Origin of the sequence: Vibrio kagoshimensis (genome assembly GCF_050337535.1) — a bacterium.
Classification (GTDB): Bacteria; Pseudomonadota; Gammaproteobacteria; order Enterobacterales; family Vibrionaceae; genus Vibrio; species Vibrio gallaecicus.
Window position 1 is genome coordinate 35,124 of sequence record NZ_JAKJSZ010000002.1, and the last position, 18,665, is coordinate 53,788.

Annotated in this window: 16 protein-coding genes; all 16 read right to left on the reverse strand. The window is 41.7% G+C overall.

Annotated elements, in window-relative coordinates:
• Positions 1–73 precede the first annotated feature (73 nt).
• The 16 genes from accA to tsf all read right to left on the reverse strand — a co-directional run bounded on the left by accA (position 74) and on the right by tsf (position 18,621).
• Positions 74–1,033 (reverse strand): acetyl-CoA carboxylase carboxyl transferase subunit alpha, encoded by a 960-nt coding sequence (gene accA, locus L4C37_RS00315; RefSeq protein ID WP_137373571.1) that lies wholly within the window; start codon positions 1,031–1,033, stop codon positions 74–76.
• 45 nt (positions 1,034–1,078) lie between these two features.
• Positions 1,079–4,558: a DNA polymerase III subunit alpha gene (dnaE, locus tag L4C37_RS00320; protein ID WP_429767599.1), complete on the reverse strand. Its 3,480-nt coding sequence runs from the start codon at positions 4,556–4,558 to the stop codon at positions 1,079–1,081.
• 81 nt (positions 4,559–4,639) lie between these two features.
• Positions 4,640–5,260, reverse strand: coding sequence for a ribonuclease HII (rnhB, locus tag L4C37_RS00325; RefSeq protein WP_137373569.1), 621 nt, complete (start codon positions 5,258–5,260; stop codon positions 4,640–4,642).
• 1 nt (position 5,261) lies between these two features.
• On the reverse strand, positions 5,262–6,446 hold the full coding sequence (gene lpxB, locus L4C37_RS00330; RefSeq protein WP_429767600.1) for a lipid-A-disaccharide synthase: 1,185 nt from the start codon (positions 6,444–6,446) through the stop codon (positions 5,262–5,264).
• Positions 6,447–6,529: 83 nt separating this feature from the next.
• Positions 6,530–7,318 (reverse strand): acyl-ACP--UDP-N-acetylglucosamine O-acyltransferase, encoded by a 789-nt coding sequence (lpxA, locus tag L4C37_RS00335; RefSeq protein ID WP_429767601.1) that lies wholly within the window; start codon positions 7,316–7,318, stop codon positions 6,530–6,532.
• A gap of 1 nt (position 7,319) precedes the next feature.
• Complete coding sequence (gene fabZ / locus L4C37_RS00340; RefSeq protein ID WP_137373566.1) at positions 7,320–7,772, reverse strand: 3-hydroxyacyl-ACP dehydratase FabZ; 453 nt, start codon at positions 7,770–7,772, stop codon at positions 7,320–7,322.
• A gap of 91 nt (positions 7,773–7,863) precedes the next feature.
• Positions 7,864–8,895 carry a UDP-3-O-(3-hydroxymyristoyl)glucosamine N-acyltransferase gene (gene lpxD / locus L4C37_RS00345; RefSeq protein WP_429767602.1) on the reverse strand — a complete coding sequence of 344 codons (1,032 nt, stop codon included), beginning with the start codon at positions 8,893–8,895 and terminating at the stop codon, positions 7,864–7,866.
• A gap of 3 nt (positions 8,896–8,898) precedes the next feature.
• Positions 8,899–9,399 carry an OmpH family outer membrane protein gene (locus L4C37_RS00350; RefSeq protein ID WP_137373622.1) on the reverse strand — a complete coding sequence of 167 codons (501 nt, stop codon included), beginning with the start codon at positions 9,397–9,399 and terminating at the stop codon, positions 8,899–8,901.
• A gap of 27 nt (positions 9,400–9,426) precedes the next feature.
• Positions 9,427–11,838, reverse strand: coding sequence for an outer membrane protein assembly factor BamA (bamA, locus tag L4C37_RS00355; protein ID WP_137373564.1), 2,412 nt, complete (start codon positions 11,836–11,838; stop codon positions 9,427–9,429).
• Between the two features lie 48 nt (positions 11,839–11,886).
• Positions 11,887–13,245: a sigma E protease regulator RseP gene (gene rseP, locus L4C37_RS00360; protein WP_429767603.1), complete on the reverse strand. Its 1,359-nt coding sequence runs from the start codon at positions 13,243–13,245 to the stop codon at positions 11,887–11,889.
• Positions 13,242–14,450, reverse strand: a complete 1,209-nt coding sequence (gene ispC / locus L4C37_RS00365) for a 1-deoxy-D-xylulose-5-phosphate reductoisomerase (RefSeq protein ID WP_429767604.1) — start codon at positions 14,448–14,450, stop codon at positions 13,242–13,244. The genes rseP and ispC overlap by 4 nt, the downstream gene beginning before the upstream one ends.
• A 51-nt stretch (positions 14,451–14,501) precedes the next feature.
• Positions 14,502–15,344, reverse strand: a complete 843-nt coding sequence (locus tag L4C37_RS00370) for a phosphatidate cytidylyltransferase (protein WP_372267426.1) — start codon at positions 15,342–15,344, stop codon at positions 14,502–14,504.
• Between the two features lie 12 nt (positions 15,345–15,356).
• Entirely contained in the window at positions 15,357–16,112 is a 756-nt protein-coding gene (uppS, locus tag L4C37_RS00375) for an undecaprenyl pyrophosphate synthase (protein WP_137373560.1), read from the reverse strand.
• Positions 16,113–16,209: 97 nt separating this feature from the next.
• The gene (gene frr, locus L4C37_RS00380; RefSeq protein ID WP_137373559.1) at positions 16,210–16,767 is read right to left on the reverse strand and encodes a ribosome recycling factor; all 558 of its coding nucleotides are present in this window, start codon (positions 16,765–16,767) and stop codon (positions 16,210–16,212) included.
• Positions 16,768–16,864: 97 nt separating this feature from the next.
• Complete coding sequence (gene pyrH / locus L4C37_RS00385; RefSeq protein ID WP_009847418.1) at positions 16,865–17,596, reverse strand: UMP kinase; 732 nt, start codon at positions 17,594–17,596, stop codon at positions 16,865–16,867.
• Positions 17,597–17,775: 179 nt separating this feature from the next.
• Positions 17,776–18,621 (reverse strand): translation elongation factor Ts, encoded by an 846-nt coding sequence (tsf, locus tag L4C37_RS00390; RefSeq protein WP_137373558.1) that lies wholly within the window; start codon positions 18,619–18,621, stop codon positions 17,776–17,778.
• Positions 18,622–18,665 lie beyond the last annotated feature (44 nt).

The following is an 18,665-nucleotide window of genomic DNA, read 5'->3' on the forward strand; positions in this document are numbered from 1 at the left end:
GATTTATACTATTTCTTGATCACCAATACTACTCGATGAACAATGCTACTTGACGAGCAATGGTACCTGATGATCAGCAGTAACCGTAACTCATTAAGCGCTGGTAACGACGCTCTAACAAATCATCATTATCAAATTGCTCTAGCTCTTCTAGTTGCTTAACTAGCGTCGCTTTCATATTCTCAGCCATTTGAATTGGGTCACGGTGTGCACCACCTAATGGCTCAGGAATAATTTCGTCAATCAACTCTAACTCTTTTAAACGCGGAGCGATCAAACCCATAGCTTCCGCCGCTTGTGGCGCTTTATCAGAATCACGCCATAAGATTGAAGCACAACCTTCTGGAGAAATTACCGAGTAAGTTGAGTACTGAAGCATATTGACGTAGTCACCTACACCAATTGCAAGTGCGCCACCAGAACCGCCTTCACCAACAACATTACAAATAACTGGGACTTTTAGACCAGCCATTACTTTTAAGTTTTTAGCGATCGCTTCTGATTGCCCACGCTCTTCAGCATCAACACCAGGATATGCCCCAGCTGTGTCAATAAACGTAATGATTGGCATATTAAAACGTTCTGCTGTTTCCATTAAGCGCAAGGCTTTACGGTAACCTTCAGGTTTCGGCATACCGAAATTACGTTTTACTTTTTCTTTTGTCTCGCGACCTTTCTGATGACCAATAACCATCACAGGACGGCCATTCAGACGAGCCATACCACCGACAATCGCTTTGTCGTCAGCAAAAGCACGGTCACCCGCAAGCTCTTCAAATTCAGTAAAAGCGTGCTCTAAATAATCTAAAGTATATGGACGCTGTGGGTGACGAGCCAATTGAGCGACTTGCCAAGCACCTAAGTCACTAAATACTTTTTGTTTAAGCTCTAAGCTTTTTTTCTCTAGTTGTGCGATTTCTTTGTCTAGATCTACCGCTGTGTCACCACCATGACGAGAAACGTCACGTAGCGCTTCAATTTTTGCTTCAAGTTCAGCGATAGGCTTTTCAAATTCTAGAAAGTTCAGGCTCATCTATGAATCCTTGTTGATTCAGCTCTCAAGTAAGTGGAGCTAAATTTAGTTAAATTCGAGTTCTACTTGGTTATTTCCAAGCAGCTGTTTTAATTCATCAAGCAATGTATCACTTGGCGTTACACGCCATTCTGTGCCCAAAGTTAACCGCGCTCTAGCGTCGGCACGTTGGTAGTATACATTGACTGGGACTGTTCCGGCTCTATACGGTTCTAAGATTTGACCAAAGCGTTCAAAAAATTGACCCGTTATTTGGGATTCTTCAATTGATATTGATAATCCTCGAGCATATTTTTCGCGGGCGCTTCCTAAGTCCATCACCTCGCGCGCGGACATTTTAAGGCCACCGTTGAAGTCATCAAAGCTGACCTGTCCAGAAACGACCACAATTTTGTCTTTTTCTAGTAATTCTGCGTACCTATCTAAGGCATCAGAGAATAACATGACTTCCATTCGGCCTGATCGGTCATCTAAAGTCATCAATCCGATACGGGTTCCACGCTTTGTCGTCATGACTCGCGCGGCAATAACTAAACCTGCGATGGTCAGTGATTGATCTCGCCTTGTTGGAGTTGCATCATTTAGGCGGCAGCTCGTATATTTAGCCAATTCTTTAATATACGCATTAACTGGGTGACCGGTTAAGTATAAGCCAAGCGTTTCTCGTTCCCCTTCTAGCCATACTTTTTCAGGCCATTTGGGAACTTGCGTATATTTATGTTCCACTTCTTCTGGCGCATCAGTTAACACACCAAACATATCCGATTGACCGAAAGATTCAGCATGATGATGCTGGCTCGCCGCTTTCACCGCATCTTTAAGTGATGCCATCATTGCAGCTCGGTGAGGACCTAATCTATCAAGTGCGCCCGAATAAATCAGTTTTTCTATCACACGCTTGTTAACTTTTTTCAAGTCAATGCGAGCACAGAAATCAAATAGGTCTTTAAAATACCCGCCTTTTTCTCTAGCTTCAATGATCGCTTCAATCGGACCTTCACCTACACCTTTGATAGCTCCGATACCGTAAACAATCGCTCCTTCGTCATCAACATTGAATCGATAAAGTCCTGAGTTAATATCTGGTGGAAGCAGCTTGAGCTTCATTCTGATACATTCATCAACTAAGCCGATGACTTTCTCTGTGTTATCCATATCAGCAGTCATTACTGCAGCCATGAATTCAGCAGGGTAATGCGTTTTTAACCATAATGTTTGATACGAAACCAGTGCGTAAGCCGCTGAGTGAGATTTGTTAAAGCCGTAACCTGCGAACTTTTCTACTAAGTCGAAGATCTTCATCGACAGTTCGCCATCTACACCGTTTGCTATTGCACCATCTTTGAAAGTGCCACGCTGCTTTGCCATTTCTTCAGGCTTTTTCTTACCCATCGCACGACGTAGCATATCTGCGCCACCTAGCGTATAACCCGCTAAGATCTGTGCAATTTGCATTACCTGTTCTTGGTATAGAATGATTCCGTATGTCGGATCCAATGTTTCTTTTAGTGATTCGTGCTGCCACGTTTCATCAGGATAAGAAACCGCTTCTCTACCATGTTTACGGTCGATAAAGTTATCTACCATGCCTGATTGCAGTGGACCAGGACGGAATAAAGCTACCAATGCGATTATATCTTCAAAACAGTCTGGTTGAAGGCGCTTGATCAGATCTTTCATACCACGAGATTCCAATTGGAATACAGCCGTAGTTTCAGAGTTTTGCAAAAGGTTAAATGACGCTTGATCATCTAGAGGAATCGAGTCTATTCGTATAGGGTCTTTTCCTTCTTTAGCCAAGCGAGGGTTAACCAAACCTAAAGCCCAATCGATGATGGTAAGTGTACGTAAACCTAAGAAATCGAACTTAACTAAGCCCGCCGTTTCTACATCATTCTTATCAAATTGAGTAACCGGGAAGTTGCCTTCCGCGTCGGCATAAATTGGGGCAAAATCAGTGATCGTGGTGGGTGAAATTACAACACCACCAGCATGTTTGCCTGCGTTTCGCGTACAACCTTCTAGAATCCGGCATTTATCGATCAGTTCGCGAACTTCTTCATCACCATCATAAAGCTCAGGCAATGCGGGTTCTGCTAGAAATGCTTTTTCTAGAGTCATGCCAGGATCAGGCGGAACCAGTTTTGAAATGCGGTCAACGAAACCAAATGGATGGCCAAGCACACGACCCACATCTCGGATTACCGCTTTTGCAGCCATAGTACCGAACGTGATGATCTGGGATACCGCATCGCGACCATACATTTCAGCTACGTGATCAATAACTTGATCACGCTTATCCATGCAGAAATCGATATCGAAATCGGGCATAGATACACGTTCTGGGTTCAAGAAACGTTCGAAGAGGAGATCATATTCAAGTGGATCAAGGTCTGTGATATCAAGAGCATAAGCAACCAAAGAACCAGCACCAGAACCTCGTCCAGGACCTACAGGTACATCATTGTCTTTTGACCATTGGATGAATTCCATTACGATCAAAAAATACCCTGGAAACCCCATGTTATTGACAACTTCGAGTTCTATTTTTAGGCGGTCGTCGTATTCAGGTCTGCGTTCTTCACGGACTTTTTCATCTGGAAATAAGAACGCCAAACGTCGTTCTAAACCTTCTTCTGATTTTTTGATTAAGAAGTCTTCAATTGCCAAACCTTCGGTTGGAAAGTTTGGTAGAAAGTATTCACCTAGCCTAACTGTCACATTACAGCGCTTAGCAATCTCAACACTATTTTCTAAAGCTTCAGGAATATCAGAAAACAGTTCGCACATCTCTTCTTCAGTTCGAAGATATTGCTGCGGGCTATAGTTCTTAGGTCGGCGAGGATCAACAATGGTATAACCGTCATGAATCGCAACACGAATTTCGTGCGCGTCAAATAGGTCTTCTGTTAGAAAAACAACTTCATTGGTAGCAACCACAGGAAGTTCAGCTTGCTCTGCCAACTCTAGGGCAAAATGCAGATAAGACTCTTCGTCTGGGCGTCCAGTTCGAATTAATTCAAGGTAGAAGCGATCGGCAAAATGTGTTTGATAAAACTCAACACAGCTTTCAACCAATTCTTGGTTACCTTTTAAAAGAGCTTTACCAATTTCACCTTCTTTAGCACCAGATAAAATGATCAGCCCTTCTGCATTCTCAACCAACCATTCTTTATCTATGACAGGTTGATGCTGAACATGACCTCTCAAATAGGCTTTAGAAATCAATAATGTGAGGTTGTTATAACCTTTATTGTCGGTAGCTAATACTGTGAGCTTAGTAAGCTCCTCACCAAATTCAGCGGATTGCATTAAGAAATCTGCACCAATGATTGGCTTAACCCCACACCCATGGGCAGTACCGTAAAACTTCACCAAACCACAAAGGTTAGTGAAGTCGGTAAGAGCTAATGCTGGCATGCCCATTTCAGCGACTTTTTTAACAAGGGGTGGCACTTTAGAGAGACCATCCACCATTGAAAAATCACTGTGTACGCGCAGGTGAACAAATTTCGGATCTGACATTATTATTCCTGAGTTCTAGACGTTCTCGCCTAGGGTTCTAACTGGGTGTATTCTATTTTTTTACTTACTGGCTAAACAAGGTTAATCTAAACCTAAAATACGCTTAACCGGTTTAAAACTTTTACGGTAATGCTCGGTTACGCCATGTTTCTCAATTGCTTCAAAATGCGCTTTAGTCGGATAACCTTTATGCTTAGCAAAGCCAAACTCCGGGTGCAGCTTATCTAATTCTTCCATCTCTTGGTCACGAACTACTTTCGCAATAATTGAAGCGGCACTGATTTCCGCGACTCTTAAATCGCCTTTTACAACGGCAATACCATCCATTGGTAAATCAGGTACCCTATTACCATCAATTAAAGCAAGATCAGGCTGAGTAGCTAACCCTGCTATCGCTCTTTGCATTGCGATCATGGTTGCTTGCAAAATGTTCCATTCGTCAATTTCTTGTGGAGAACATCGTCCAACAGACCAAGCTAACGCCTTTTCTTTGATCTCTGGGAAAAGGGCAAGTCGCTTCTTCTCAGAGAGCTTTTTGGAGTCATTCAACCCTTCAATTGGGTTGTTTGGATCAAGAATAACAGCAGCAGTCACAACATCCCCGACCAGAGGACCTCTTCCAACTTCATCAATACCAGCAATCAGCTGATAACCTGATGGATATTCAAAAGGTGGAAGTTCTTTTTTATCTTTCGCTGCCATTTTATTTCTCTATTAATTTTAGAACTGCGTTCGCAGCTTGTTGATCGGCATCTTTTTTGATCCATTGATGCATTTCAGTAAACTTCGCTATCAATTCAGAATTATCATTAGAAAGCACCTTATCCATTGCTGGATACAAGAAATCTGGATGACACTCTTCTTGAATGAACTCTTTAACTAACTCTTCACCGGCTAGAACATTTGGAAGAGACACAAACTCTGTAATCGACAACTTCTGAGCTATCCACCCAGTGAGTTTAGTAACTTGATAACCCACAACCATAGGGCGTTTGATCAACATACATTCTAATGCAACCGTTCCTGATGCAAGCAATACCGCATCCGCTGCTGTGATGACATTACGCGCCGTATCTTCAACGATAACAAAATCTAATTCAGGGGCTGTTGCTCGCCAAATATCTATAAACTGCTGTTTACGCTTTTCATTAACGGCTGCAACTACAAAACCTATCTCGGGATATTTTTGCTTAATGCGTTGGCAAGTTTCAATAAATGGCTTAGCAATTAATGCTACTTCACCACCACGGCTGCCTGGTAAAACGGCTACCCACTGCTTGTCAGTTTCTAACTGTAAGCATTCACGAGCTTGGTGTTTGTCCGACTGTAATGGAATCGCATCAGCTAATGTATGACCAATAAACTCACATGCAACGTTATATTTGTCGTAGAAAGCCTTTTCAAAGGGTAAAAATGCAAGAACCAGATCCGTTGCTTTATCAATTTTGAAAATTCGCTTCGGACGCCAAGCCCACACTGAAGGGCTCACATAATGAACCGTCTTTATACCCGCATTTTTCAAATCTAATTCAAGTCTCAGATTAAAATCAGGAGCATCGATACCAACAAAAACGTCTGGTGGGTTTTGAGTAAAATACTTAACCAGTTCGGCTTTAACTTTCAGCAGCCTAGGCAATCGACCTAATACCTCAACTAACCCCATAACAGCTAACTCTTCCATATCAAAAAGAGAGTCGCAGCCTAACGCATTCATTTTAGGACCACCGATACCAACAAACTCTGCGTTAGGGTATTTGGATTTGATCGCTTTGATGAAACCTTCACCTAGGGTATCACCAGAAAGTTCACCCACGACGATACCAACTCTTATTGGTCTAGAGTCTACATTAATGTCTGCAGATAATGTTTGAGACTGCTGTTGTGTCATTGTTCTTCCTAATTTCATCCAAGCTTAAAACAAAAAAGATCGCTCAATAGTAGGCGATCTTTTCTTTACTCCAATTCAAATCGCTATCGAATAATACCGCGTTCTGAACTTTCAAGCATATCCAACATAGGGTTAATTGAAGGAAACTCTTCTGCCATCTCAGCAAGAGTGACCTTAGCTTCCTCTAAAGTTTTACCTGAACGGTATAACTCTTTGTACGCTTTCTGTAGTGCTCGGATTTCTGGTTTCTCAAAACCGTTACGCTTCAAGCCCACTAGGTTAAGACCGAATGGCGCAGCGTGGTTACCTTGAGCAAGTACATATGGAAGCACATCTTGCACAACAGCAGAACAGCCACCAATGTAAGCATAAGCACCAATAGAACAAAACGGGTGAATCGCAGAAAGAGCCATAACACCAGCGTAATCACCAACTGTAACGTGACCACCAAGGATAGCGTTGTTACCAATGTGAGTGTGGTTACCAACGATAACATCATGCGCTACGTGAGCATTTACACAAAGTAAGTTGTCGTCACCAATCACTGTGGTTGCTTTGTCTTGAGTCGTACCACGGTGGATCTGAACGGCTTCACGAATCACGTTACGATCGCCGATCACTACCGTTGTTTCTTCGCCACCGTATTTTTTATCTTGGTTTTCTTCGCCGATAACCGCATTAGGGAAAATTCGGTTCTCTTTACCAATCGTAGTGTGACCTTTGATTACAACATGTGACATCACTTCAGTGTCATCACCAATCGTTACATTACCCGCAATATAAGTAAATGGACCTACAGACACATTAGCACCAATAGTCACATCACCTTCAATTACGGCTGCTGGATGAATTTTTGCGGTTTCATGAATCATATTAAAACTCTCTACGAGCACACTTAAGTTCAGCTGAACACACCACGTCGCCGTCAACTTTGGCAACACCAGTAAATGAAGCAATACCACGTCGTTCTTTCAAAAATTCAACTTCAATCACTAGCTGGTCACCAGGAACAACAGGCTTACGGAATTTAGCTTTATCGACACTCGCAAAATAGTACAGTTCATTTTCAGATGGCGCACCAAACGATTTAAATGCCAATAAGCCAGTCGCTTGAGCCATAGCTTCCAAAATTAGAACACCTGGGAATACTGGTAATTGTGGAAAGTGGCCAGTGAATTGAGGCTCATTCACAGAGACATTCTTAATAGCTGTTAGCGTTTTAGCTTCATCGAAGTTAGTCACACGATCAATCATTAAGAATGGGTAGCGATGAGGAAGTAGCTCCTGAATTTCAGTAATATTCATCGTTTTCTGTTCAGTAGTCAAAGTCGTATTCCTATTTGGATTCTTTATTCAATTATGAGGATTATAAACGAAAAAGGCCCGCCTTTCGCGAGCCTTTTATTAGAAAATGGAATTATGATTCCACATTCTTTTCGATTTGCTTTTCGACAGTTTTTAAACGCTTGTTCATTTCATCAATACGATGGACGTGAACTGCTGTCTTGCGCCAGTCTTTATTGGATTGCAATGGAATGCCAGACGAGTACATACCTTTTTCAGTAATATTACGCATCACCATCCCCATTCCAGTAATTGTGACTCCGTCTGTGATTTCAATGTGTCCATTAATTACACAACCACCACCAACTATGCAGTATTTACCTAAGCTTGTACTGCCAGCAATAATAGTACCACCCGCAATCGCTGAACCATATCCGATGTGCACGTTATGGGCGATTTGAAGTTGGTTATCAAGAATAACGTTATCTTCGATAATCGTATCATCCAGAGCCCCACGGTCTATAGTAGTACACGCACCAATCTCAACTCGATTGCCTACTTGAACAGAGCCAATTTGTGGAATCTTAATCCACTCGCCTTTTTCATTCGCATAGCCAAAACCATCAGATCCAATAACAGTGCTTGATTGAACTAAACAAGCTTCACCCAAAACCACATCATGGTAGATACTGACGTTTGCCCAAAGCTTAGTTCCAGCCCCAATTTTTGCATTCTTACCAATGAAACACCCGGCTCCAATAACAGAGTTATCGCCAAGTACAGCACCAGTTTCAATCACAGCATTAGCGCCAATTGAAACATTAGTACCGATAGTCGCAGTGCTTGCAATAACGGCAGAGTCTGCGATTTCACAAGCGGGAGCCGGTGTGGTGTCCATAACCTGTGACACCCTTGCAAAAGCAATATACGGGTCATCGACAACAATTGCGTTACTAGAACATAGCTCTAATTCACTAGACTTAACCATTACGGCTGATGCATTACAACTTGCTAAATGCTTACTGTATTTAGCATTAGAAAGGAATGTAATATCCCCTTCTTTTGCTTTATCCATTGGAGCGATTGCTGAGATGATCGCATCACCATCACCGTGAAGTTCACCACCAGTGATTGTTGCTATTTCGGCTAAAGTCAGATTTTTCATAAATTATTTCAGTGCTTTGATTACTTTTTCAGAGATATTGTATTCAGGTTTGCCGTACTGCATTGCTTGAATATCCACAACAAGGTCGTAGCCTTCTTTCTCAGCTACTTTTTGCACAGCATCTTGAATTACTTTAAACAGTTTTTGCTTTTCTTGAGCTTCGCGACGTTGGCTCGCTTTCTCTAAAGCCTGAGCTTTAATTTTATACTTGCTGTCTAGTTGACCAATTTCGATACGAAGTTTTTCTACTTCATCAGGCCCTAGTAGCTCGCCATCACGCTTCAGCTTCTCAATTTTAGTTTTAGCTTCTACTTGGATGCTTTGAAGCTCTGCCGCTTTATCTTTAAATTCTTCCTGCATTTTCTGAAGAACAACTTCACGCTGAGGCAAAGCTTGAAATACTTGAGCAGTGTTAACATATCCAACTTTTTGTGCAGCTTCTGCAGCTGTTGCAAAGAAAGATGAACTCAGTACTACAAGACCTAGGCCTGCTGCTTTAATCATTTTATTCAAAATATTGTCCTTTAAATTTTAGAAAGTTCTACCAATGGTGAATGTAAAGAATTCTTCATCATCACCTTCGTAAATTTTTGTTGGTTTAGCAATTGAGAAAACAAGTGGTCCCATTGGTGACATCCACTGTAAAGCTGCACCATATGAAGCTCGGTAGTTCGTTGGATCTGAGTAATCGTAATAATACTGACCACCAGATGTTATCTGACTACTGCTTTGATAATTAAACTCAGTATCCCAGACACTAGCCATATCGAAGAAGACACTGGTTCTAATTTGGCTACGAGCTTCATCAGACGCAAATGGTGTTGGAACAATAAGTTCTAAACTTGCTAATGCTACTGCATTACCACCAACAGAATCATCGGTTACCGATGTGTGGTTAGGGTTATTACCGCCACCATCAGCATACACAGCTTTTGGACCTGCAGAGTTCGAACCAAAACCACGTAAAGTTGTAAAGCCACCTGCGTAGTAGTTCTCATAGAATGGGAACAAGTTGTCGTTACCATCCGTTTGACCATAACCATTACCGTAGCCTAAACGACCACGCATCAACAGAGTGAACTCATGCTTTTTGGTCAGGGGAATGTAATGTTTTACATCATACTGCGCTTTAAAATATTGAACATCTGAACTAGGTACCGTCATTTTAAAGAACGCACGTTGATGGTTACCAGCCGTTGGGAAAAAACCACGGTTTAAGTTATTACGTGTCCAAGAGATATTGACATCAAAATCGTTTACTAAAATATTTTCATCACCATACTGACCAATACTTTTAGCAAATTGTTCAACTTGAATATAAGTCGGGACATTACCGATCTTGTTATGCGTATAACCAACACCAAGGTCAATACGATTCAGCTCATCCATAGGGAAACCCCATGTTAAGCTTGTGCCATAACTTTCATTGGTATAGTCAACAATACCCGCTTCAGAAGCTTCAAATGTATTGTAGAAAATCTTACCACCAAGACTTACACCATCTAGCGTCCAGTAAGGGTCTCGATAGTCCAAGCTTACATTTTTTTGGTAATCATTCATCATCGCGCTGATACCAACACGATCACCAGAGCCTGCAAAGTTATCTTGCTGTAAACCAACCTGGAAACTCACACCTGACTCAGTACCGTAGCCGACACCAAAGTTTACACTGCCAGAGTTTGCTTCTTTGACGTTGTAAACCAAATCGACTTGGTCTTCACTTCCAGGCACTCGAACCGTTTGTACATCAACCGTTTCAAAGAAACCTAAACGATTCAAACGACCTTTACCTGTATCAATAGCTTTCGAGTTTAACCAACTACCTTCCATTTGACGCATTTCACGGCGCAAAACTTCATCTTTCGTTGAGTTATTCCCTGAGAAACGAATATCGCGTACATAGATACGACTTCCAGCTTCAACATTGATAACAAGTGATACTTCATTTGTTTCATCATTAAATTCAGGGATAGTGCGAACCTGAGGATATGCATAGCCAGATTCACCAAGAACTCGCTTCACGTCCTCTTCTAAGCTTGTCACTCTAGAGCCGTTATAGGTATCACCATCTTCAAATGGAACCAGAGCTTTAAAGTCATCTTCACGTCCGATTAGCTCACCACGAAAAGAGACATCTTTTACCGTGTAAGCTTCACCTTCATCAAGCCCAAGGGTAATGTAAACCCCTTTCTTATCTGGAGAGATCGCAACCTGAGTAGAGTCGACTTTAAACTTCAAGTAACCGCGATCTAAGTAGTAAGATTTTAGAGCCTCAATATCACCAGCTAATACTTGCTTCTGATATTTTTCATCAGCCAGGAAGTTCCACCAAGCAACATCTACATTTAAGTTGAAGCGACCAAGTAAATCAGCATCTGAATAAACTTCATTACCAATGAAGTTTATTTGCTGAATCTTTGCAGATACACCTTCAGTAAAAATGAATTTTAGATCTGAACGATTACGAGGTAGTGGAGTAACAACCGCCTTTACCGTTGCGTTGTACTTACCAACACTGTAGTAGAAATCTTCCAGACCTTTTTCGATATTACTTAACGTCGTTCTATCTAAAGCTTCACCTTCACGTACACCTGAAGCATCTAGGTTCTGTTGAAGTTGCTCTTCTTTTATCGCTTTATTTCCTGAGAATGAAATGCTGGCAATTGTTGGTCGCTCTTTAACTTGAACAATCAAAGCCCCTTCATCGCGCAGTACTTTTACATCTTCAAAGTTACCAGAGGCATATAATGCTCGAATAATTTCTGACACATCATTCGGGCTTAATTCATCACCAATACGAACTGGCATCTTCAATAAAGCCGCACCTAAAGCAACACGCTGTAAGCCTTCAATTTGAATATCTTGAACTACAAAATTTTGTGAGCCGTTCGCAGCGACGCTTGTGGCCAAGAGGCTTGCGAACAGGATTTTCTTAATCGCCATACTTATTCTAATTATTCCTTGCTACTACTAAAGCCTGTGAGAAACCATTCACAGACGAGTAAAATCGTTAAATATTGCTAGAGCCATGAGGGAGAAAATAATCGCCCCTCCCAGTCGATATCCCATTTCCTGAATTTTTTCAGGTACTGGTTTACGAGTGATTGCTTCAATAGCGAAAAAGAGTAAATGCCCACCATCTAACATCGGCAGTGGAACTAGATTTATAATACCTAAATTGACACTTATTAAGGCTAAGAAGCCTAAAAAGTACACCAATCCATAATCAGCAGTAGTGCCTGCACCTTTAGCAATTGAAATCGGTCCGCTCAAATTATTGAGACCTACATCGCCAACAATTAATTTTTTTAGCATACTCGCGGTAAGCCCAATGACTTGCCCAGTTTTATCTATCGCTTTGCCAATAGATTCAATTACACCAAATTGTAATTCAAAGCGATAATTTTCAGGCCACTCTGCGACTTCAGGAGCAATGCCAGCATAACCAATACTTGTACCGTCAGCTGCGTTACGGCTATTTGGGGTCAAAGCCAGCTCGACTTCATACCCATTTCGCAATACAACTACTTCTATAGTTTTATTGGGATTAGAACGAATAAGCTCAACAACTGACTGCCAGCGCTCAATCTTCTGTCCATCGATTGCAACTATATTATCTCCCGCCTCAAAGCCAGCTTGCTTAGCTGCACCATCTTCAATCACTTGAGCTAATACGGTTGATATTTCAGGGGTGTAAGGCAAAAAGCCTAATGATCCCATCGCGGATTCTGTCTCTGGGTTAAATTTCCATTCAGAAGTATCAACCACTATTTGCTGTTCTACACCAATATTATCAGGTGAGGTTACAGTCATTGCTATTGATTCGTCACCGATATGAGAAATCAAACCCATATTTACAGATTCCCAATCAGCGGTTTTGATTCCTGAAATAGATTTAAGTTCCATTCCCGTTTCAATTCCTGACTGTGCTGCAATAGACTGAGGAGTAACTTCACCGATAACGGGCTTTACCGCAGGAATACCGATGAGGAAAACAAGCCAATATGCAAAAATAGCAAAAATAAAATTAAATGCAGGTCCCGCAGCAACGATTGAGCTTCGCTTCCACAAAGGCTTTTTATCAAAAGCATATTGATGTTGGCTAGCTGGGACATCATCGACCCGGCTGTCTAGCATTTTCACGTACCCACCTAGAGGGATAATAGAAAGGCTATATTCAGTGCCGTCACGTCCAACTTTACTCCAAATTGATTTACCAAAACCAATTGAGAATTTTTCAACTTTTACGCCACAGCGTCTAGCTACCCAAAAATGACCATATTCATGCACGGCAACCAGAATGCCCAGAGCGACTATAAAGGAGGCAAAGTTCCACAAAACTCCGGTCATGATAGATTCTCTTCAATATATTTAACGGCAAATTTACGCGATATATTATCTAGCTCTATCAAGCTTTCCAAGCTATCTAACTCATCAGAGCCATATTGTTCGCAGACTTTGTTCATTACATGCTCATTGATCATGGCAATTTGTGTAAATTTAATTGCAGAGTTTAAAAAAGCATCAACAGCAATCTCATTGGCTGCATTAATTGCAGTGGTAGCATGTTGGCCTTTATAGCAAGCATCTATTGCCAATTTAAGGCAAGGATAGCGTGCAAAATCAGGTTCAAGAAAAGTTAACTCACCCACTTTTGTAAAATCTAAAGCTTGAACGCCGGCCTCAATTCTATCAGGGTAAGATAGAGATAAAGCAATAGGCGTTGCCATATCTGGCTCCCCCATCTGCGCAAGGACAGAGCCATCTTTATATTGAACCATGGAATGGATAACAGACTGTGGGTGAATAATGACTTTTAACTGCTCCTCGGAAGCATTAAATAACCACTTAGCCTCGATAAACTCTAAGCCTTTGTTCATCATGGTTGCAGAGTCTACAGATATCTTGGGACCCATCGACCAATTAGGATGAGCAATAGCTTGCTCTGGGGTGACAGTATCGAGGTATTTAACTTCAGTGTATCTAAAAGGTCCGCCAGAGCCTGTCAGCAAAATATGGTTAACACCATGCTCTTTAAGATCACAATAGCCTAAATTCGTCTGAACCTTCTCACTTAAGCATTGAAAAATTGCATTATGCTCACTGTCTACAGGCAGAAGCTCCGCACCATATTGTTTAACTGCATCAATAAATAGCTGACCAGACATAACCAAAGCTTCTTTATTGGCAAGTAACACTCTCTTACCAGCCTTTACTGCAGCCATTGTTGGAAGTAACCCAGCAGCGCCAACAATTGCAGCCATAACAGTATCGGACTCTTCAAGAGAAGCAATCTGACACATTCCTTCCGGTCCTGAAAGAACTGAGGTATCAAGGTTATTCAATTTGAGAGTATCAGCTAGCTTGCTAGCGGCTTCAGGACAAGCCATAGCGACATACTTAGGCTTCCATCTGTCGATCAATTCGATCATCTTCTCGACATTGGAGCCAGCTGCTAAACCAATTACTGAATATTGCTGAGGATTTTGTTCAACAACTTTTAATGTACTCGTTCCTATAGAACCAGTAGCGCCAAGAATCGTTATATATCGCATTGCGTATGACCGTTGAGATGTAATAAAGGGCAGAATGCCTGCCCTTATTTATTAGAATGCTAGATAAAGCAGAGCAAAGACAGGGAAAGCAGCGGTTAAACTGTCAATTCTATCTAATATGCCACCGTGGCCTGGAATAAGATTACTGCTGTCTTTTATCCCGGAGACTCGTTTGAACATACTTTCAACAAGGTCGCCAAGCACAGAAATCACTACAGTTATTAATGTAATAACAACCATGTGAACAGGGCTAGTAAATTGAATATCAAACACGCCAGCAAAGATCCACGCAATGACTAAAGCAGTGATAATTCCGCCAATTAAACCCTCAATAGTCTTATTAGGGCTGACCGATGGCGCCATTTTTCGTTTACCAATACTCTTTCCAGTGAAGTACGCTCCACTATCAGCAGCCCAAACGATAAAACAAACAAACATCACTAACTTTGCGCCGTGGTAAGGGTCTACGCTGATATTTGTCGCTCTTAAAATAATGATACTCCAAAAAAATGGGAGTAATGTTAGCAGACCAAAGCTGTGCCTCAATACCGTTGATTGTTGCCATGAAGGTAAAGATTTAGGATAGCTAATGGCTAATCCACTGGCTATTATCCACCAGATAAACCCAGCACTTAAGATGGCATAATGGGCACTTGAAATGTCATTTAAACTGAATGCATCGAAGGGGATAAATACGAGGCTAAGCGCACTAATAGCAACAGTAGGTACAAGTGCGAGATATCGAGATTTGCTTTCAACAAATTGAGTCCACTCCCAAAAGCCTAAAATGGTTATGGCAGCAAGGGCCAAAATAAAATGGGGCAGAGCTAACTCAAAAATGCCTAGAATAACTAGGGGAGCTAAAATCAACGCTGTAATAATTCGTTGTTTCAAACTTATAAATCCTTATTCGGTTTCCATCAATGCTTTGACTTGTTCGCCTGTACATCCAAATCGACGCTCTCGATTAATAAACCAAGTAACGGCTTCAACAAGGCTATCTTCATTAAAATCAGGCCAGTATTGTTCCGTAAAATACATCTCGGCATAAGCGAGTTGCCACAGCATAAAATTGCTAATTCGGCATTCACCACTAGTACGAATCAACAGATCAACTTCTGGAATATCAGACATGGTTAGATGCTGTGTAATCAAAGACTCGTCAATAGCCTCTACATCTAAGCTCCCAGCTTGTACTTTTTGAGAAATCGATTTCACCGCCTGCTGGATATCCCATTTACCACCATAATTAGCAGCAATATTAATAACCATACCGGTATTAGTACTGGTTAGAGTTTCAGCTTCTTCAATTTTTTTTTGTAAACGTTCATTGAAGCGACTTTTGTCGCCAATAACTCTAAGTTGTAAGTTGTTTTTGTGTAGCTTTTTTACTTCGCTGGATAAAACGGTAATAAAAAGCTCCATCAACACACCAACTTCAGCTTCAGGTCGACGCCAGTTTTCACTACTAAAAGCGAATAAAGAGACAGCTTTAATACCTAGTTTAGCGGCTGAAGAAATGGTTTTTCTGACTGCTTTTACGCCATTTTTATGACCAAAGACACGTGGCTTGCCTTGAGCTTTAGCCCAACGACCATTGCCATCCATAATGATAGCAATATGCTTAGGAAGGGAATCTGAGAATACTTGAGAATTATGCATAAAGAGTGAACTACATTCTAACAGCTGGACAGATTAGCATAAAAAAACGCTGAACTGTGTGAGTGCAGCGTTTTTCCAACATAAAGAATAAGGAAAATTAAACTTCCATCAACTCTTTTTCTTTACCAGCTAGTACTTCATCTACATTTTTTACTGCAGCATCAGTTAGCTTTTGAATTTCGTCTTGTGCTTTACGATCTTCATCTTCAGAAATTTCTTTGTCTTTCAGAAGTGCTTTTAGATCGCCATTTGCGTCACGACGGATGTTACGGATAGCAACACGACCACCTTCAGCTTCGCCACGAACGATTTTAACTAGGTCTTTACGACGCTCTTCCGTTAGCGGTGGAAGTGGAACACGGATAACTGTACCAGCAGACATAGGGTTTAGACCTAAGTCAGACGACATGATTGCTTTTTCAACAAGAGGCGTCAGTGTTTTATCAAATACAGTGATCGCTAGAGTACGTGCGTCTTCAGCAATAACGTTAGCAACTTGGGTCAAAGGCGTTGGTGCACCGTAGTACTCAACAGTCAGACCAGAAAGTAGGCTCGGGTGAGCACGACCTGTACGAATCTTTTGCAGGCTGTTTTTGAGTGCATCAACACTTTTTACCATGCGCTCTTGAGCGTCTTTTTTGATTTCGTTAATCACAATTTCACCTTGATTATGTTCTTTCTTCAAGAAAGCTTTTTATTTGGAGTGATAAGGATAAGCCTACCAAAGTGTAAACCTCAGTAGGCCCGAAAAATTAGTCAGCATCGCTGATTAATGTACCTTCAGTTTCACCCATAACCACGCGACGTAGTGCGCCTGGTTTATTCATGTTAAATACACGGATTGGCATTTTATGATCACGAGCTAGTGTAAATGCAGCCAAATCCATTACTTTCAATTCTTTCTCAAGAATAGTGTTGTAAGACAAAGTATCATACAGCTCTGCGTCTGGGTTTGCTACTGGGTCAGCTGTAAATACACCATCTACTTTCGTCGCTTTTAGAACTACGTCAGCTTCAATTTCGATACCACGTAGACACGCAGCAGAATCTGTAGTGAAGAATGGGTTACCTGTACCAGCAGAGAAGATCACAACGCGACCTTGGCGCAGTTGGCTGATTGCATCTGCCCAGTTGTAATCGTCACACACACCTTTAAGCGGAATAGCAGACATTACACGTGCGTTTACGTAGGCACGGTGCAAAGCATCACGCATTGCAAGACCGTTCATTACCGTTGCAAGCATACCCATATGGTCGCCTACTACGCGGTTCATGCCAGCTTCAGCAAGGCCTGCACCACGGAAAAGGTTACCACCGCCGATAACCACACCAACTTGAACACCAAGTTCTACCAATTCTTTCACTTCTTGAGCCATACGATCAAGGATCGTTGGATCAATACCAAAACCTTCTTCGCCTTGTAGGGCTTCACCGCTAAGTTTTAACAGGATACGTTGATACGCTGGTTTAGGGTTCGTAGTCATGGAGTTTACCTTTCAAAAAGTTGATGATTAACAGTCATGGATGAAAACTAAATGCTCAAAGCAATTTTCATTCATAACGGCTAAATTCTAAAATATGACCTAATATTCGTTGAAAAAGTACTAGTCATAAAAAGACCGTAGCAATGGCCACGGTCTTTATTCAATCAATACACTAAGGATTAACCTTGTTGTACCGCTGCAACTTCGTCTGCGAAGCTCATTTCAGCAGCTTTCTCGATACCTTCACCAACTTCTAAACGAACGAAGGTAGATACTGATGCGCCTTTCTCTTTAAGAATGTCAGCAACAGTTTTCTTAGGTTCCATGATGAATGCTTGACCAGTAAGAGATACTTCGCCCGTGAATTTCTTCATACGGCCGATAACCATTTTCTCAGCGATCTCTTGAGGCTTGCCTTCGTTCATAGCGATTTCTACTTGAACAGCTTTCTCTTTTTCTACTACGTCAGCAGGTACGTCAGATGGGTTAACGTACTCAGGCTTAGAAGCAGCAACGTGCATAGCGATGTGCTTAAGCGTTTCAGCTTCGCCTTCACCAGCAACAACAACACCGATTTTTTCGCCGTGACGGTAAGAAGCTAGTGCTACACCTTCAACAAGCTCAACGCGACGGATGCTGATGTTTTCACCGATTTTAGTTACTAGCGCAATACGTGCGTCTTCAAATTTAGCTTGAAGTGCAACGATATCTAAACGCTCTGCTAGAGCAGCTTCAGCAACTTCGTTAGCGAATGCAAGGAAACCTGCATCTTTAGCTACGAAATCAGTTTGGCAGTTCACTTCAAGAAGAGCAGCAACGCCGGCTTCTTCTTTAATGATGATTGTGCCTTCTGCAGCAACGTTACCAGCTTTTTTAGCTGCTTTCGCTGCGCCAGATTTACGCATGTTTTCAATTGCTAGCTCGATGTCGCCTTCAGCAGCAACAAGCGCTTTTTTACATTCCATCATGCCCGCAGCTGTGCGTTCACGAAGTTCTTTAACTAGAGCTGCAGTTACAGTTGCCATTCTCTATTCCTCAGTTAATTCTAAAAAAGATAAAAAACAGGGGC

Coding starts and splice junctions, on each gene's coding strand:
- lpxD (WP_429767602.1), bottom strand. CDS start 8,895: ATGAAAAATCTGACTTTAGCCGAAATAGCAACAATCACTGGTGGTGAA.
- pyrH (WP_009847418.1), bottom strand. CDS start 17,596: ATGACTACGAACCCTAAACCAGCGTATCAACGTATCCTGTTAAAACTT.
- accA (WP_137373571.1), bottom strand. CDS start 1,033: ATGAGCCTGAACTTTCTAGAATTTGAAAAGCCTATCGCTGAACTTGAA.
- uppS (WP_137373560.1), bottom strand. CDS start 16,112: ATGCATAATTCTCAAGTATTCTCAGATTCCCTTCCTAAGCATATTGCT.
- lpxA (WP_429767601.1), bottom strand. CDS start 7,318: ATGATTCATGAAACCGCAAAAATTCATCCAGCAGCCGTAATTGAAGGT.
- tsf (WP_137373558.1), bottom strand. CDS start 18,621: ATGGCAACTGTAACTGCAGCTCTAGTTAAAGAACTTCGTGAACGCACA.
- dnaE (WP_429767599.1), bottom strand. CDS start 4,558: ATGTCAGATCCGAAATTTGTTCACCTGCGCGTACACAGTGATTTTTCA.
- lpxB (WP_429767600.1), bottom strand. CDS start 6,446: ATGACACAACAGCAGTCTCAAACATTATCTGCAGACATTAATGTAGAC.
- rnhB (WP_137373569.1), bottom strand. CDS start 5,260: ATGGCAGCGAAAGATAAAAAAGAACTTCCACCTTTTGAATATCCATCA.
- bamA (WP_137373564.1), bottom strand. CDS start 11,838: ATGGCGATTAAGAAAATCCTGTTCGCAAGCCTCTTGGCCACAAGCGTC.
- L4C37_RS00350 (WP_137373622.1), bottom strand. CDS start 9,399: ATGATTAAAGCAGCAGGCCTAGGTCTTGTAGTACTGAGTTCATCTTTC.
- rseP (WP_429767603.1), bottom strand. CDS start 13,245: ATGACCGGAGTTTTGTGGAACTTTGCCTCCTTTATAGTCGCTCTGGGC.
- ispC (WP_429767604.1), bottom strand. CDS start 14,450: ATGCGATATATAACGATTCTTGGCGCTACTGGTTCTATAGGAACGAGT.